The following is a 16,504-nucleotide window of genomic DNA, read 5'->3' as shown; positions in this document are numbered from 1 at the left end:
AATTTTTTCTTTATTTTTAAAAGTTTTCAAAGGGCATAAAAAAACCAAGGGCTGTAACAGCCCTTGGGTCCGGGTCACACGGTAAAAGGTTTTACGCGTGTTTTTCTTTAAATGCTTTTGCGTATTGATCAGCCGCTATAATGGCATCCGCCACGTCGTCAGCCGTCACGTCAAAAGCGGCATGAATTGTTTCTTCTTCAATCGTCGCGGCTTCTGCCACTTTCATAATGTCCTCTTTAGATGCGTCTTTCAATTTGATGTCTTCAAGTGTGACAGGCAGCCCCAAGCTGATATAAAACGCGATATACCGCTCAATTTCCTCAAGCGAACGTTTTTCCAGCGCCAATTGAACGAGCGTGCCGAATGCCACTTTTTCACCGTGGGTCAAGTGATGGATTTCACCTTCAAGCGCGGTAAATCCGTTATGAATGGCATGTGCCGCAGCTAAGCCGCCGCTTTCAAATCCCAGTCCGCTCAAAAGTGTATTGGCTTCAACCACCGCTTCCAATGCGGGCGTAACGGCTTTCGCTTTCACAGACTCATAAGCGAGACGGCCGTATTTGAATAATACCGCTTCACATTTTTCCGCGATAGCCTCTCCGGCGATTGTCGGAATTCCGCCTGCCATCGTTTTACCGCCATTGGCGATGACACTGCGCGCCTCTATCCACGTCGCCATCGCATCGGCAATCCCTGATGCTAAAAAGCGCGGCGGGGCTTCCGCGACGATTTTCGTATCGACCAGAACCAAGTCAGGATTCTTATGATAGAAACGATAGTTTTCGAACGCGCCTTGTTCAGAATACACGACAGACAGCCCGCTTGTCGGAGCATCAGTTGAAGCGGCCGTCGGCACGATAACGGTATAGCCGTTTATTTCATCTGATACGGCTTTGGCCGTATCAAGCGTTTTACCGCCGCCGACTCCGATGACAATAGTCGCGCCTGCTTTTTCTGCGATGCCGGCAATTCTTTTCATTTCTTCCTGGGAGGCTTCGCCGTTGAAAACCGCCTCTTCAGAAGAGATATTGCTTTTCTTTAATTCAGCCGTCACCTTGTGGCCCGCGATATCCCATACGGTTTTGTCCGCGATGACGACGGCTTTTTCACCAACGCCCTCCAGATGTCCGCCGATCGTTTCAATGGCGTTTTTTCCCTGCACGTATTTGGCCGGACTGATAAAAATTCGTTCCAATGTCATCATCCCTTCTTCGTTGTCTCTCATTACATTTCTCTTATTGATAGAGCAGAAATGAAAACTCTTCTGATATCATTCCTCGTTTTAAATTGATTTAAACCTCATATACACTGCAGAAAAATCAATTTTCACGGCATTGACAAGATGTGAAGGTGTCTATATAATCTTCGATATTGAAGCTGATCATTCTTTACTGAATGAACAAACGAGATTGTGAATGATTCGTCTTAAAAATTATTTAGTTCTGCTGGATAATTTTTGAGGCGTTTTTGTTTTTTATATATTTTTGACTGCAGAGGAGGTTTGCACATGAAGAACATTTGCAAGGATATACTGATGATTATGGCCGGAGCCTTTCTTATTGCGGCGTCCGTGGAATTTTTCGTCATCCCGAATCATTTAGGGGACGGCAGCACCGTGGGAATCGCTCTCGTGTTATATTATCTTTTCCATATACCTGCAAGTATTACGACTCTGGTTGTAAATTTGATTTTTATCGGGCTGGCTTATAAATTTTTAACGAAAAAAACGATTTTATACACGATACTCGGTACGGGAATGACTTCTGTTTTTCTCAGCATCGTCAGCTTTATTCCGTTCGGCGTGCACGATATGGTGCTCGGGATTGTATTCGGCGCTCTGCTGATGGGAGCGGGGCTGGCATTGATCTTTATCGCTGACGGATCTACCGGCGGGACCACGCTGTTGGCGTATTTATTAAATTACACAAAGGGCTTTAACATCTCGAAAAGCATGTTTTATATGGATTGTGTCATCATTTTCGCATCCGTTTTAGCGATCGGCATCAATCATATGCTGTATACGTTTATATTCGTATATCTGTGCGCCAAAATCGTCGATATTGTCATTGAGGGTTTCCATAATAAAAAAGCTCTCACCATTATGTCTGACCAATACGAAGAAATCGCCAAAGCCATCACCTCCGAGTACGGCAACGCGGCGACGATTTTTTACGGATACGGGTATTACGGCAGCAAAGACAAGCGCATTATCTATGTTGTCATTAAAAAGAACGAATTGCTGAAAATCAAAAAACATGTTCAAAAAATTGATCCGAAATCATTTATCGTTATTCATGAAGTAAAAGAAGCTGTCGGAGGGCAATTCGGGTTTACAAACCTGCCCGCCGCCGCAAATGAAAAATAACCGCCTGCAGTGTATAGCTGCAGGCTTTTTTTATTCGGCTCTTCCCCGCTCAAAGGTTTTTTACATCTTTCAATCGAAGTAGTAAATGAAACCTTTTTTGATGGAGGAACATAAAAAATGAATATCAAAACTGAAAGGCTCGTAATTCGGACGTTTGAACCGGAAGATTGGCAGGATGTCTATGCGTACACCTCAAATCCAAATGTCATGAAATATATACCAGAGGGTGCCTTTACTGAAGAAGATGCCAGGAAATTCGTTACTGAAAACAGCGGTGAACATGCCGGGAAGTTTCCCGTTTTATTGAAGGATGAGAAAACGGTCATTGGCCACATTGCTTTTTTTCAGTATTTTGGCGATCATACGTATGAAATCGGCTGGGTGTTTCACCCGGAATACCAGGGCAAAGGATATGCTTCAGAGGCGGCGCGCGCCGTGCTGGCATTCGGGTTTAACAAGATGAAATTACACCGGATCATTGCGACATGTCAGCCGGAAAACATGGCTTCGCACCGGGTGATGGAAAAGATCGGGATGAGACTGGAAGGATTTTTTAAAAAATGCATCCCCCATGATAATGAATGGTGGGACGAATATTATTATGCCGTTTTAGAAGAAGAGTGGGAAGTCTCCAATCTGGAATAAAAAGGCTTATACCCTTTGCTTTTACAGATAAGTGTGTGCTACACTGTTTGTAACAAATACGAAGGGATGATGGGTGGACAATGATTAACTAATCTTATTTTGACCGTTTGAAATCAAATATTTCAAATCAGAAAAAATAGGATTAGTCTGCCCATTTTCTATACGATACGAAAGCTATGTGAAAATAGCTTATTTGATCATGCACAGGTACGGCTAATCCTTCCAAATCAATTGGGAGGATTTTTTTGGTCCTCCCTTTAAAGCGAGGGATTGACATATGAAAGAAATGTTAAAAATAAGCGGCATCAGTTATGAAATCAACAGCGTTCCCCTTTTTGAACAAATCAGCGCGAGCGTTCAGCAAGGTGACATCATCGGAGTTATCGGTAAAAACGGCGCCGGCAAATCGTTATTGCTGCAATTGATCTGCAATCAAAAAGCGCCGGCACAAGGACAGATCCAGATGATGCAAGATGTGAACATATATATGGTGGAACAAGAAACGGAAGCTTATGATTCCGGCCATCCGGAGCCTGCGGAGGCAGCCTTGTTAGAAAAGTGGAACGTGCCCGCACGCGCCTTTTCGCAATTGAGCGGCGGAGAAAAATTGAAAGCCCGTCTTGCCAAAGGTTTCTCCTCCTCAAGCAGCCTTTTGTTATTAGATGAGCCGACGAACCACCTCGATCAGCACAGTTTAGAAATACTGCTAAATCAGATCAAGAATTACAAAGGCACCATTATTTTTGTTTCGCATGATCGTGCTTTTATAGATGCAGCGGCGACAAAAATCTGGGCCATCGAAGGAAAGAAACTCATTGAACATAAAGGGAATTATTCAAGCTATATGGAGGTCCGCAAACAGAGAAGGCTGACACAGCAGCGGGAATATGAGAATCAGCAGCATATGATCAGACGGATTGAAGCTCAAATGAACGAGCTGAGCGCCTGGTCAAAAAAAGCCCACGCCCAATCAACGAAAATAGAAGGCTTTAAAGAATACCATCGCGTCAAAGCAAAACGCACGGACGCCCAGATTAAATCAAAGCAGAAGCGTCTTGAAAAAGAGCTTGAAAAAGCGAAAGCAGAACCGGTTGAAGCGGAGTATGAAGTCCGTTTTTCCATTGAGCACCGCAAAAAAGCGGGAAAGCGTTTTTTAGAAGTAAGGGATGCCGCAAAGTCATATGACGGACGAACGCTTTTTAAAAACGTGAATTTCACTGTGATGCACGGTGAAAAGATCGCGATTACAGGCCCGAACGGCAGCGGGAAAACAACATTATTGAAGGTCATCCTCGGTCAGGAAAAAGCACAGGACGGCAGCATATGGATTTCTCCGTCTGCAAACGTCGGATATTTAACGCAGGAAGTATTCGACCTCCCGCTTGATAAAACCCCCGAACAGCTTTTTTACAAAGAAACGTTCGAGGAAAGAGGAAATGTTCAATCCCTCATGAAGCATTTAGGATTTACCGCAGCGCAATGGACGGAACCCATCGGCAAGATGAGCATGGGAGAGCGGGTCAAATGCAAACTGATGGCGTTTATTCTGGAGGAGAAAGATGTGCTGATTCTGGATGAGCCGACAAACCACCTTGATCTGCCGTCACGCGAGCAGCTTGAAGACACTTTGGCCCGATACGACGGAACGCTCATCATCGTATCTCATGATCGTTACTTTGTCGAAAAGACGACGGACATCCGGCTTGATATCTCAAACGGCAGCGTCCGAAAACAATGGAAAGAATCTCCCTCCGTCAGGGACGATGCTGAAGAACTGCGATTGAAGCTTGAGACCGAACGGCAGGAAGTCCTCGGAAAACTCAGCTTCATGACTCCGGCTGATAAACAATATCGTGAGCTTGATCAAAAATTCAAAGAGCTGACGGAAGAAATCAAGAAATTGAAATAAATGTAAAAATCCGTGATTGTCACGGGTTTTTTGAGTTTTTGTTCCCAAGATTTATTGTTTCAATAGATGACTTATGGTGACGAAGCGCTTCAACACAAGCAGATTTGTTAACCGTACCAAGCAAAAGAAATGATCCGTTTCTTTTGCTTTTTTTATTGACAAAAGCTGCTAAGGGATCTATTGTGGATAATAGTTATCCATAATAAATCGGGAGTGAATAGGATGAAAATGAAATCAGGGATGGAGCAGGCGGTTTCTGTGCTGCTGTTATTGTCACGGCTGCCCGTACAGTCTTCTTTAACATCAGAAGCAATCAGCCAGCGTTTACGCGTGTCTCCGTCTTATTTGAAGAAGCTGATGAGAACATTGGTACAGGCCGATTTGGCAGAATCCATACCGGGGACCAAGGGCGGTTTTACCCTGACGAAGCCTTTGACGGACATTACGCTCTATGATGTTTATCAGGCGGTCGAAGGCAGAGGTTCGATGTATCAGGGGAAGGGCCTGCTGCAATCCGTATTCGAGGATGAAAGCAACTGTGTGCTGGAGACAGTCATGGGGGAAATCGAGGATAAATGGGCCAATCTCATGAGAGAAGAATCCTTGCAGCATGTCATGAACAGAGTCGGGGAACTGTATGATCTTGAAAAAATAGATGATTGGGTAAACAAGCAAGTGAAAGGGCATTTGTAATGACAAACAGCGGGTCTTTACAAAATTCAAAATCATCAACAGGCCTATCCGTGCTGATCGTGCTCGCACTTGGTTTCCTCATGGCAACTCTTGATGTAACCGTCGTGAATGTGGCGATGGCTGATATGAAAAACACCCTTTCAATGTCACTTTCAGGTGTGACGTGGGTTGTGGACGGGTACATCCTTACGTTTGCGTCACTTCTGCTGGCGGGCGGAGCCTTGGCAGACCGTTTTGGCTCGAAGGCGATATACATACTGGGCTTGGCCGTTTTTGTCCTGGCCTCTTGCCTATGCGCCGTATCTATTAATGGCCAGATGCTGATTGCCGGACGTCTCATGCAAGGGATTGGCGCGGCTTTGTTTATGCCGAGCTCACTCAGTCTTTTGGCGGCCTCTTACCCGGATGAGCGGGTGCGGGCGCGAATGTTTGGACTGTGGGCCGCTCTTGTTTCTGCCGCTTCTGGCCTTGGGCCCTTTATTGGCGGCGTGCTGGTACAGGCGGCAGGCTGGCAGAGTATTTTTCTGATCAATGTGCCGTTAGGGGTTGCTGCGCTCATTTCTGCTTACCGAGTACTCGGCCGCGTGCCGCGAAAAAGCAGCTGCATGAACATTACAGGGCATCTGCTTGGAATGGCTGCTCTCGGCTTTCTTTCGTTTGCCTTGATACAGGGGCCTTCAGCGGGCTGGCGCTCACCCATAATTCTTGGTGCATTCGCGGCGGCGCTTTTGGCATTTGTGCTGTTTTTGCTGCGGGAAATCTCTGCGGAAACGTCGATTCTGCCGGCGTCCTTATATCAAAACGGCCGATTCTCAGCTGCTCAATTCGTCGGGTTTTTACTGAATTTTGCTCTTTTCGGCGGCATGTTTATGCTAAGCCTTTTTTTGCAGGAAGCAAGAGGCGCAAGCTCCTTTATGGCCGGTGTTGAGCTGCTGCCGATGATGGCGGTCTTCGTGATTGGCAATCTGCTGTTTGCCCGTCTGGCGAATCGGTTTGAAGCCGGATTGCTTATGTTTGTGTCAATGGCGGTCAGCTGTATCATTGCATTGCTGTTGTTTGTGCTTGTTTCTCCTGATTTTCCTTATTGGCAGCTGGCGGTTTTGATGTCTGTTATGAACCTTGGCACCGGCATTACAGTTCCTGCCATGACAACTGTGATCATGCAGGCTGCCGGACAACAGCATGCGAATATCGCCGGTGCGGCTTTAAATGCCAACAGGCAAATTGGAGCCTTGGTCGGCGTAGCGGTTTCCGGTGTGATCATTCATCTGTCCGCCACTTGGTACGCCGGTGCCGGCTTTACGTTTTTGATGATGGGAGCGGCGTACAGCCTCGCCGCATTGCTTGTATGGCTGTTTCTGGCGGCCCATAACGGCAATGCCGCGACAGAAAAAAATGCAAATCACTGATTGCGCTGTGTGGAAATATATCGAAATCAACAGGCGCTGATAAGGACATTTCAAGAGAGGGAAGAACAGCTGAGACCTTCTTAACGAGGGAAAGCAGCTTACCGCCATTGAGCCGTATCGGTGAAATCAAGTATCCGATACCGTCATGCTGCGTTACAGCATCGACCGATAAATAGCGTTTATTTCACACACTCGTCCCTTCAACGGACCGATGTGTTTTTTATAAACAAAAATCAAATGAAGACTCATCCTAACTGAAACCCTTACATTAGTACGGTCAATCTTTTTTCTAAAACAATGATTCCGTAATTAAGAAGAATAATTTCAAACTGATTTGTACAACCTACGTTCAGATTAATTATGAGCATGGTTCAGGGGGGCGAAGAATGGCCAAACGCATTGGAATTACGGGAAACATTATGGCTGATCAATACGGCCCTTTCCCGGGTTATAATCGGGCATATGTCAATAATGATTATATTCAGTCTGTTTCTGAGGCCGGCGGTGTGCCGTTTATATTGCCGGTGATTCAAGAGACGGCGCTTTTAAAGGAACAGGTCTCTCATGTTGACGGGATCATTCTGTCCGGCGGTCAGGATATAGACCCGCTGTTTTACGGCGAAGAACCTTTACAGGCTTTAAGAAAGACCTTTCCTGATCGGGACGCCTACGAGAAGGAGCTGATTCTCACGGCGGTTGCTTTAGAAAAGCCGATTCTGGCCATCTGCCGGGGGATGCATATGTTAAACGTCACTTACGGGGGAACTTTATATCAAGACCTGACACACGCTTCGTTTGCTGACATTAAGCATGATCAAGAAAAAGATCCGCCGCTAAAAACCCATCATGTTTCTTTTGAAAAAGGGACACGTCTCCATACCTTGTTTGGCGATTCAGCGCGGGTGAATTCATTCCATCACCAGATCATAAAAGAGACGGCGCCTTCGTTTAAAGCCTCGGCTTATGCGAAAGACGGGGCCATTGAAGCAATTGAACGGACGGGTGAATTATTTGTCGTCGGCGTGCAATGGCATCCCGAAATGCTGACAAAAAAACATGAAGACATGAAAAAGCTTTTTTCTCTTTTCATGGATGCGGTCAGCACATAAAAAAAGCAGATCATAACGATCTGCTTTTTCATTTTATTCTTCCGGTTTCTCCGGTGTTTTGCCTTGTGACAGCTTATAGCCTTCGATATCCACGTTCGGAATGATCTTATCCAGCCACTTCGGCAAGTACCAGGCCGCATGTCCCATCAGCTTCATGACACTCGGAATAATGGTCATTCTTACAATGAACGCATCAAAAAGCACACCGAAGGTCATTGCCAAGCCCATGGATTTGATCGTAGCTTCTCCCGCAAAGATGAATCCCGCAAAGACGAAAATCATGATCAGTCCCGCCGCTGTTACGACAGGTCCGCTATGTTTCAATCCGGCATGAATGGCTTGTACCGGATTTTTTGTTTTGACATATTCTTCTCTCATTCTGCTGACAAGGAATACTTGATAATCCATCGCCAGCCCGAAAAGAATACCGATCGCCAAAATAGGCAGGAAGGCGAGAATCGGGCCTTTTTCCGGAATGCTGAGCAAGCCGGTGAAATTCCCATCCTGCAATATGAATACCGATAAGCCGAGTGTAGCGGTCATCGTCAGCAAAAAGCCGACGACGGCGGCAAGCGGCACGAGAAGCGAGCGGAAAACAACGGTCAGCAATACAAACGCAAACCCGACAATGAGAATGGCGAATTCCGGAATCGCATCGTTTAACCGGTCTGAAATATCAATGTTCACCGCGGTTGACCCGGTGACGAGCAGGCGGATGCCGTTTTTGTCTGATCGTTTCCGTATATCCTGCACTAACTCTTTCGTTGCCTTATCATTCGGCCCGGTTTCAGGCACTGCCGTAATGATGGCATAGTCCCCTTTTTCGTTCGGCATGGCAGGGGTGACGCTCGCCACATTGTGCAAGTCCTTCATTTCTTTCACGGCGTCTTGAAATGCTTCACTTTTGTTCCCCTTGACCCCTTTTGCATCGGCAACAATTGTCAGCTTGCCGTTAAAGCCTTCTCCGAATCCTTTAGACAACAGATCATAGGCGCGGCGATCCGAGCTGTCTTTCGCTTTCATTCCCGCATCAGGCAGCCCCAGCTCTAAATGCATGGCCGGCAGACTGATGACGGCTAAAAGAATGATGCTGAAAATGCTTAACAGAATAGGCTTCTTTGTAACGAAGCGCCCCCAGGCATTCGTGTCGGCGCTTTTCTTTTCTTTCTTCTTGTATGATTTCGGAATCATCCGTTTTCCCGCGATTGACAACACCGCAGGCACCAGCGTTACTGATGCCAATACAGCCATCAACACACTGAGTGCCGCAGTCAATCCCATGGCAGACATGAACGGAATGCCGACAACAGTCAATCCGCAAAGCGCGACGATCACGGTCAGTCCCGCAAAAACGACGGCGCTGCCTGCCGTTCCCGCGGCTTTCGCGATCGATTCATTTTTTTGTACACCTTCGCCCAAAAACTGACGATGCTTCGTAAAGATGAACAGCGCATAATCAATTCCGACGGCCAGTCCGATCATTCCGGATAATGAGAGACTGACCGAGGCTATCGTAAAGAACTGTGTCCCAATTAACGTCAGCGCGACGCTTACACCTAACCCAATCAGGGCGGTGACAATCGGAAGCCCCGCGATGACTAATGAACCAAACGTAATGGCCAGAACGACGAATGCCAGCACAACGCCGACAATTTCAGATACACCGCCGATTTCAACACCGGCCCCCGGCACATCGCCGCTGAGCTCCGTCTGCAGACCCTTGTCTCCTGCGGCGGACAGACTGTGTTTAATATGTGAAACAGACGCATCCGTAATGTCATCCGCCGCTTTTTTGTACGTAATATCGGCATATGCCACTGATCCGTCTTTAGAAATGGTTCCTGTCTCAAAAGGACTTGCAATCGAAGCGACTGAATGATCTGTTTTGATCTTCTTTAATGTCTCTTCAATCGCTTGTTTTTCCGGTTTTGACGTCAATTTCTTTCCGTCTTCAGCTCCGAAAATAACCCGTATGCTTCCTTTATCGGGACCCTTTGAAAATTCTTTTTGAATGATATCCATCGCCTTTTCAGAAGGTGTGTCGGGAATTGACATATCCTCAGAAAAAGCAGGTTTTAACGAGATGGCGATCACAATCGAAGCGATCAGTATCACGAGCCACGCACTGATCATTTTTAATCGGTTGCGTGCAGACCATCCCCCTAATTTATATAAAAAACCAGACATCGAATACTCCTCTCCAATCATTACTTTCTGCCTAATTGTAGTTCACATTCACATAAAAAAACGTACATAGGGGCATGTACGTTTGGGCAGTTTTTCATTATATATTCAGTTTCAGAATGCCTTTTTGCATGGCAATGGTGACGGCTTCCGTCCGCGAATCAGCGCCTAATTTGTTATAAATCGATGTTAATCTCGCTTTTACCGTCCGCTCTGAGATTCCTAAATCGAAGGCGATCGCTTTGCTTTTATGTCCTTGCGCAACGGCTTCTAGAACTATGATTTCCTTGTCCGTCAGCTGTGTTTCATTGGCATTTGCCCGTTCCATTTTCATTTCCCGGAAACGCCGCAAGATATCCGGCTGCAGAAGCACTTCTCCCCTGACCGCCGCATCCATCGTATGAAATAAGGTTTCTGAGCTTGTGTCTTTCAGCAGATAACCGTTCGCGCCTGATTCAATGCCTTCTATCATCAGATGATCTTCATTATAGGTCGTCAAAATAATGATCGGCACATCAGAATGCTCTTTTATCTGTTTAATGGCTTCCAGCCCGCTCAATTCCGGCATGTACAGATCCATGAGAATGACATCGGGCTTTAGTTCCTCTGCGAGGCGGACGGCGGTTTTCCCGTTTTCCGCCTCTCCCGTTATAGTGTAATGGTCATTTGTTTCTATCAAAAGCTTCAGACCTTCTCTGACGACAAGATGGTCATCTGCTATTAACACTTTATACATGTTCCGCCTCTCCTTGAATTGGTATGATGATCTCAATTTGAGTTCCCGCTGATCTGGCGCTTGTTATACGGAAAGTGCCGTTCATCATATTGACGCGTTCTTGTATCCCAAGCAGCCCGTAATGTCCGCTTTTTCTCATTTCTGTCCCGGCATCAAAGCCTTTCCCGTCATCTTTAACGGTTATGCGGATCTGTCCCTCTTCTTCTTGAACGGATACCCAGACATTCTTTGCTTCTGCATGCTTGGCGGCGTTTGTCAGGCCTTCTCCGATCATGTAATGGCAATTCTCCGCCTTATGAACGTCAAGCACATGATGCACGCTGTAATCTAAAAAACAAGACAGCCCGGAGGCTTCTGTAAAATGGTTGATTTGTTCAGTGATGCTTTCTTTTAAGAACCCGATCTTTTCTGATGTGCTGCGAAGGTTGTCAATGGCCGAGCGCGCATCAGCCAATGTGCCTTTCACTCTGTCCATTGACTGGCTGATGATGTCTTTCGCTCTGTCAGTGTTACCCTTTGAAAGATGAACATGCACCGCTTCAAGCTGCATATGCAAGCTGACCAATCCTTGAGCAAGCGTATCGTGCAAGTCTCTCGCCATCCGCTGTCTTTCATTCTGAAGCGTCAGCTGTTTCACTTGACGGTGAGCGAGCTCTAATTTTTCAAGCGTCATCTGTGTTTTTATTTTTTCATCAACTTGCGCGAAAAATGTGGCCGCATACGTGATAATCACGATCATGATGGGAGCGGCGATAACGATGAAACGTAGCAGATGATGCGGATGCTCCTGGTGCAGGGCTGTTATGGACATTAAAATGAAAAGATAGAGTATGAGCAGCGTTTTTCCCTTATCCGCCATTCCGATAATCTGCCCGATTAAAAAGGCATAGAGACCGACGACAACCGCGATATAGCCGCCGGTCATCAAGTTAGCCGATGTATATATGATAAATCCCTGTATGATGAAATAAAGAAACGTCTTTTTCTTCACCCAGCAATGGGAATGCCAGTGCAGCACGGTAAAAATGACGATCAATATCGTGAATAACAGCAGCAAAAAAACCGTCCAGCTTTCATAAATGTACTGCAAAGAGACTGATGCGGCATATACCATAAAAATAAACGCCAGACCGGGCACCCGAAGCGCAAGCATATGCAATGAGCGTCTGTCACGGGAGACATAGTCTTCTTGATGTTTTGTACCAAACAATCTCTGTCCACTTCCTTTTAGCCGACCGGCCTCACGAGGTTTTATTCTATTTGTCATCATACCATAAGTGCCTTCTTCTCACCTTCCCCTTCTGTTCCTGCATGACGGGTGAAAGAAAAAACAGCCTGCGGGATTGTTCGCAAGCTGCTTTTTTGTTCATATCTTTTTTATGACCTTTCCCGGGTTTCAGCGGTCTCGTCTCCCGCGCGGCAAAACCGCCCGCGTATCAGAAAAACGTTCATGACACCAACAGCCATTCCATGTGAACAAGAGGAAGCGATTGTGCTTCCTCTTTTTTTTGACTCTCCGCTTTTTCTGATAAACAAAATTTGTAAGACTAGAGCTCTTTTCTCAGGGGAAATTAATTACGTAATTGAGAAGAGGAGGTTTAAAGATAATTATGGAAAAGCGTGAATTAGCGGCTCACGAGTCGCTGGACTTACATGAAATCATTAACTTCAAGACGCTTTGTGTCGCGAAATCCAAGCTCATGCAAGGGCTTGTGTTTGATCAGGACCTGAAAACGTTAATGGAGAAAGATGTTCAGCAAGCCTCACAAGACCTGGCTGATCTGCAGGCGGTTTATGAACGGGCAACGTTTCAGGCTCCCGTTCCTCAAAACCGGCCGACTTCGATCATCAATTGAAAGGAAGGTAAGCATCATTGAATCATGACCATTTAGATCCGATCAATTCATTACATGTCCCTGAACTTGCAGACATGACATTCGCAATGGATTTTCTCATACGCGCCAAAGAAGGCGTCAGAAATACCGCCGTCGCTTTAACAGAAACCGCTTCACCTGATGTAAGAGCTTTGCTGCGCAAACAGCTCATGCAGGGAATCGCGATGCATCAGGAGATAACAGACTTGATGGTCAGCAAAAAGTGGTTTCACCCGCATGATCTGAGCGAACAGTATAAATTGGATCAGCTCTCTGCGAAAAATACCCTCATGGTCGGAAATATGAATCTGTTTCCCGTTGAAACAAACAGAAAAGGGATGTTTGACCGCACACCTGATGAACACTAACACTGGAGGTATTACAGCATGAAGGCCGTAACGTATCAAGGAGTGAAAAACGTCGTTGTCAAAGACGTGCCTGATCCGAAGATTGAAAAACACGATGACATGATTATAAAAGTCACAAGTACGGCAATTTGCGGGTCTGATTTACATTTAATCCACGGACTCATCCCGAACTTGCAGGAAGACTACATCATCGGGCATGAACCGATGGGCATCGTGGAAGAAGTCGGCCCCGGCGTGACGAAAGTCAAAAAAGGGGACCGTGTCATTATTCCTTTTAATATCGCCTGCGGAGAATGCACTTATTGTAAAAATCACCTGGAAAGCCAATGTGACCAATCAAATGAAAACGGCGATATGGGCGCTTATTTCGGCTATTCAGGGAGTACCGGCGGCTATCCGGGCGGCCAGGCCGAATATTTACGCGTCCCTTTTGCGAACTTTACTCATTTTAAAGTCCCCGAAACATGTGAAGAACCGGATGAGAAATTGAGTGTTATTGCCGATGCGATGACAACCGGCTTTTGGAGCGTTGACAATGCCGGCGTAAAAGAAGGCGATACAGTTATCGTTCTCGGCTGCGGGCCCGTGGGCCTTTTCGCTCAAAAATTCTGCTGGTTAAAGGGAGCAAAACGCGTAATAGCCGTAGACTATGTCAACTACCGTCTCCAGCATGCGAAACGGACGAATAAAGTGGAACTCGTGAACTTCGAAGACCACGAAAATACGGGCAGCTACCTGAAGGAAATCACTAAAGGCGGCGCCGACGTGGTTATTGACGCCGTCGGCATGGACGGAAAAATGACGGACCTGGAATTCCTCGCCAGCGGATTAAAACTTCAAGGCGGAGCGATGAGCGCATTGGTCATCGCGTCCCAAGCGGTGCGAAAAGGCGGAACGATCCAGATTACGGGTGTGTACGGCGGCAGATACAACGGGTTTCCCCTTGGCGATATCATGCAGCGAAACGTCAATATCCGATCAGGACAAGCTCCCGTCATCCACTATATGCCGTATATGTTTGAACTGGTGTCAACCGGCAAAATTGATCCGGGCGATGTTGTAAGCCATGTCATTCCGCTTAGTGAAGCGAAGCACGGCTATGAGATGTTTGACACGAAAACAGATGATTGCATAAAAGTTGTACTCAAACCTTAGAGAACGGAGGCTACAGAAATGGCCAGCGCCTTACATGAATTACTCGAAATTCAGGAGATGGCTTCTTTTAAGTCACTTTGTCTGACGAAATCCAAAACCATGAAAGCGCTCGTATCCGATCCGCAGCTGAAAGAAATCATGCAGCAGGATGCGGATACATCAACAAGGCAATTGCAGGAATTTGCCTCAATTTTATCTGATGCACAGCATGAATGAGGAGATGAATGACGAATGAATCCGATTATGGAATACTTGACGGGAATGAATGCACTGACAGACCAAATTGTCGCTATGGATTTATTGAATTCGGCAAAAAGCGGTGTCAGAAACTATGCGATGGCGGCGACGGAAGCCGGAACGCCTGAAGTGAAAGCGATCCTCACCCGTCACTTAGAAGAAGCCATCGACATGCATGAGCAAATCTCACGCTATATGATGGAAAAAGGCTGGTATCACCCGTGGAACACAAATGAACAAGTCCGGCTCAATTTGCAAAATATTGATACGGCGCTCCGCCTGCCCGTCCTATAAATCGTTTTGCTGCTGAGACTGCACCCCTGACTCAAGCTTCAGTATTTTAAACTGTGAGCTGCCTTTTACAGCGCCCAGGCGGCTCTCAGTTTTTTTATGCCTTCTTGTATATCGGTTTCAGAAACCCCCGCGAAACCGAGAGAAACTGTTTTTTCAGGGAGCTGTTTTTGATAGGTGAGAGACACGGGATAGATTTTGACGCCTTGTTCCTCCGCCTTTTCAATCAGCTCTTTTTCGCTGAAAGGCAGCTGAACGTCAAGTAAAATCCGCAGCCCGGAATTTTCTCCGCGAATCCTGACGTATTGTCCCAGCTCGCGCCGCACGGCCTCTAATAATACCGCTCTTTTTTTCCGGTACAGCTTTCTCATTCTGTTAATATGTTTCTGCCACTCTCCGCTTTTGATAAATTGAGCCAGCGTCAGCTGACTGTGGCAGGAGACGGTCTGTTTATATAAAGAAGCGATTTCCCTGCCTTTTTCGATAAGCGGCAAAGGAAGAATCATATAGCTGATGCGCAGCGAAGGAAGCAGAGATTGGGAAAACGTTCCCATATAAATGACACGGTGATGCTGATCAAGCCCCTGCAATGATGGGATCGGCTGGCCGTTGTATCTGAATTCTCCGTCATAATCATCTTCTATAATGAACGATTGATGTTCCTTCGCCCATTTCAGCAGCTGAATCCTTCTGTTTACCGACATAATCGTTCCTAACGTAAATTGATGAGAAGGTGTGACATATACAAGACGCGGCCGCTCTTCATTCAGCTTTCGGATACAGACTCCTTCATCGTCGACGGGTATCGGAATGATCTTCATGTGATTGGCTTTAAAAATCTCCCTCGCTCTCGGATAACCCGGATCTTCATATCCGATGGATAGATTTGCTTCAAATATTTTGCACAGCATTTGCAAAAGAGCAGGGTTCCCGGCGCCGACTATCACTTGTTCGGGAAGGCAATTCACCCCGCGCGACTGATATAAGTACTCCGAAATGAGCGTTCTCAATTCAAGCTCGCCCAAATCATCCCCGGGCCGATACAGCTCATGCCCGTATTGATCTAAGCTTGCAACCATACTTTTGCGCCATGCCGAAAACGGAAAATGAGCGGCATCCACAGTGCCGTAGTGAAAATCAATCCATTGGCGGTCTTCCTTCGCCTTTGTTTGAACAGGCGAAGCGCCCGGCTTTTTCACATAGACGGCGTCCGAGTCATAATCGGCAAACCATCCGCTTCTCGGCTTACTGACAATATAGCCTTCGGCGGCAAGCTGTTCATAGGCCCGCTCCACAGTCGTCTGACTAATGGAAAGCTGACTTGACAAAAGCCTTTTTGAAGGAAGCTTCAGTCCTTTAGGAAGACGGCCCTGATGCATATTTTCCTTAAAATGCCGATAAAGCTGCTGATAAAGCGGAATATCCAGATCTCTATTTAAAAATGGCGTGATATCCATTTTTGCTCCCTCCAAACTGGCATTCTTCTTTTTATAAAAACTGGCCATTTGTATAAGGCCAATTTCAGTTTA

The 16,504-nt window shown here is 46.3% G+C and carries 16 protein-coding genes and 1 pseudogene; 12 read left to right on the top strand and 5 right to left on the bottom strand.

Annotated elements, in window-relative coordinates; translation table 11 throughout:
• Nucleotides 1-91 precede the first annotated feature (91 nt).
• Nucleotides 92-1,225 carry a glycerol dehydrogenase gene (locus tag BR62_RS0108035; protein ID WP_014304447.1) on the bottom strand — a complete coding sequence of 378 codons (1,134 nt, stop codon included), beginning with the start codon at nt 1,223-1,225 and terminating at the stop codon, nt 92-94.
• A 282-nt stretch (nt 1,226-1,507) separates the two neighbouring features.
• On the opposite strand from BR62_RS0108035, the gene BR62_RS0108030 reads away from it, so the two are divergent.
• The 7 genes and pseudogenes from BR62_RS0108030 to BR62_RS0108005 all read left to right on the top strand — a co-directional run bounded on the left by BR62_RS0108030 (nt 1,508) and on the right by BR62_RS0108005 (nt 8,130).
• A complete protein-coding gene (locus BR62_RS0108030) occupies nt 1,508-2,365 on the top strand; it encodes a YitT family protein (protein ID WP_003156057.1) in 858 nt (285 codons plus the stop codon).
• Between the two features lie 117 nt (nt 2,366-2,482).
• The gene (locus tag BR62_RS0108025) at nt 2,483-3,010 is read left to right on the top strand and encodes a GNAT family N-acetyltransferase (RefSeq protein WP_015239267.1); all 528 of its coding nucleotides are present in this window, start codon (nt 2,483-2,485) and stop codon (nt 3,008-3,010) included.
• Nucleotides 3,011-3,287: 277 nt separating this feature from the next.
• Nucleotides 3,288-4,919, top strand: a complete 1,632-nt coding sequence (gene abc-f, locus BR62_RS0108020) for a ribosomal protection-like ABC-F family protein (protein ID WP_032870433.1) — start codon at nt 3,288-3,290, stop codon at nt 4,917-4,919.
• A 222-nt stretch (nt 4,920-5,141) separates the two neighbouring features.
• Nucleotides 5,142-5,612: an Rrf2 family transcriptional regulator gene (locus BR62_RS0108015; protein WP_032870431.1), complete on the top strand. Its 471-nt coding sequence runs from the start codon at nt 5,142-5,144 to the stop codon at nt 5,610-5,612.
• Nucleotides 5,612-7,021, top strand: coding sequence for an MFS transporter (locus tag BR62_RS0108010; protein ID WP_032870428.1), 1,410 nt, complete (start codon nt 5,612-5,614; stop codon nt 7,019-7,021). The genes BR62_RS0108015 and BR62_RS0108010 overlap by 1 nt, the downstream gene beginning before the upstream one ends.
• A gap of 47 nt (nt 7,022-7,068) precedes the next feature.
• Nucleotides 7,069-7,142: pseudogene (locus BR62_RS20045) on the top strand (hypothetical protein); the annotation flags it as partial.
• Nucleotides 7,143-7,407: 265 nt separating this feature from the next.
• Nucleotides 7,408-8,130 carry a gamma-glutamyl-gamma-aminobutyrate hydrolase family protein gene (locus BR62_RS0108005; protein ID WP_032870425.1) on the top strand — a complete coding sequence of 241 codons (723 nt, stop codon included), beginning with the start codon at nt 7,408-7,410 and terminating at the stop codon, nt 8,128-8,130.
• 33 nt (nt 8,131-8,163) lie between these two features.
• On the opposite strand, the gene BR62_RS0108000 is transcribed toward BR62_RS0108005, so the two are convergent.
• From BR62_RS0108000 to BR62_RS0107990, 3 genes are all read right to left on the bottom strand, one after another.
• Entirely contained in the window at nt 8,164-10,317 is a 2,154-nt protein-coding gene (locus BR62_RS0108000; protein ID WP_032870423.1) for an MMPL family transporter, read from the bottom strand.
• Between the two features lie 97 nt (nt 10,318-10,414).
• A complete protein-coding gene (locus BR62_RS0107995; protein ID WP_032870419.1) occupies nt 10,415-11,050 on the bottom strand; it encodes a two-component system response regulator YdfI in 636 nt (211 codons plus the stop codon).
• On the bottom strand, nt 11,043-12,203 hold the full coding sequence (locus BR62_RS0107990; RefSeq protein WP_050498178.1) for a sensor histidine kinase: 1,161 nt from the start codon (nt 12,201-12,203) through the stop codon (nt 11,043-11,045). The genes BR62_RS0107995 and BR62_RS0107990 overlap by 8 nt, the downstream gene beginning before the upstream one ends.
• A 457-nt stretch (nt 12,204-12,660) precedes the next feature.
• Between BR62_RS0107990 and BR62_RS0107985 the strand changes: the two genes are divergently transcribed.
• The 5 genes from BR62_RS0107985 to BR62_RS0107965 are packed head-to-tail and all read left to right on the top strand — an operon-like array spanning nt 12,661 to nt 14,978.
• Nucleotides 12,661-12,906 carry a hypothetical protein gene (locus BR62_RS0107985; RefSeq protein ID WP_007409324.1) on the top strand — a complete coding sequence of 82 codons (246 nt, stop codon included), beginning with the start codon at nt 12,661-12,663 and terminating at the stop codon, nt 12,904-12,906.
• Between the two features lie 17 nt (nt 12,907-12,923).
• Nucleotides 12,924-13,292, top strand: a complete 369-nt coding sequence (locus BR62_RS0107980) for a spore coat protein (protein ID WP_003156070.1) — start codon at nt 12,924-12,926, stop codon at nt 13,290-13,292.
• Nucleotides 13,293-13,310: 18 nt separating this feature from the next.
• Nucleotides 13,311-14,447 (top strand): zinc-dependent alcohol dehydrogenase, encoded by a 1,137-nt coding sequence (locus BR62_RS0107975; RefSeq protein ID WP_032870411.1) that lies wholly within the window; start codon nt 13,311-13,313, stop codon nt 14,445-14,447.
• Between the two features lie 18 nt (nt 14,448-14,465).
• Nucleotides 14,466-14,663, top strand: coding sequence for a hypothetical protein (locus BR62_RS0107970; RefSeq protein ID WP_007409327.1), 198 nt, complete (start codon nt 14,466-14,468; stop codon nt 14,661-14,663).
• A 15-nt stretch (nt 14,664-14,678) separates the two neighbouring features.
• Nucleotides 14,679-14,978, top strand: coding sequence for a spore coat protein (locus BR62_RS0107965; protein ID WP_012116933.1), 300 nt, complete (start codon nt 14,679-14,681; stop codon nt 14,976-14,978).
• A gap of 65 nt (nt 14,979-15,043) precedes the next feature.
• Here BR62_RS0107965 and pdxR read toward each other — a convergent pair whose 3' ends face one another.
• On the bottom strand, nt 15,044-16,432 hold the full coding sequence (gene pdxR / locus BR62_RS0107960; protein ID WP_032870410.1) for a MocR-like pyridoxine biosynthesis transcription factor PdxR: 1,389 nt from the start codon (nt 16,430-16,432) through the stop codon (nt 15,044-15,046).
• Nucleotides 16,433-16,504: the final 72 nt, after the last annotated feature.

It is taken from the genome of Bacillus sp. UNC69MF (genome assembly GCF_000746035.1).
In the GTDB taxonomy this organism is placed as follows: Bacteria; Bacillota; Bacilli; order Bacillales; family Bacillaceae; genus Bacillus; species Bacillus velezensis.
Note: the sequence above shows the minus strand (reverse complement) of the source record. Positions and strands in the feature narration are given on the sequence as shown.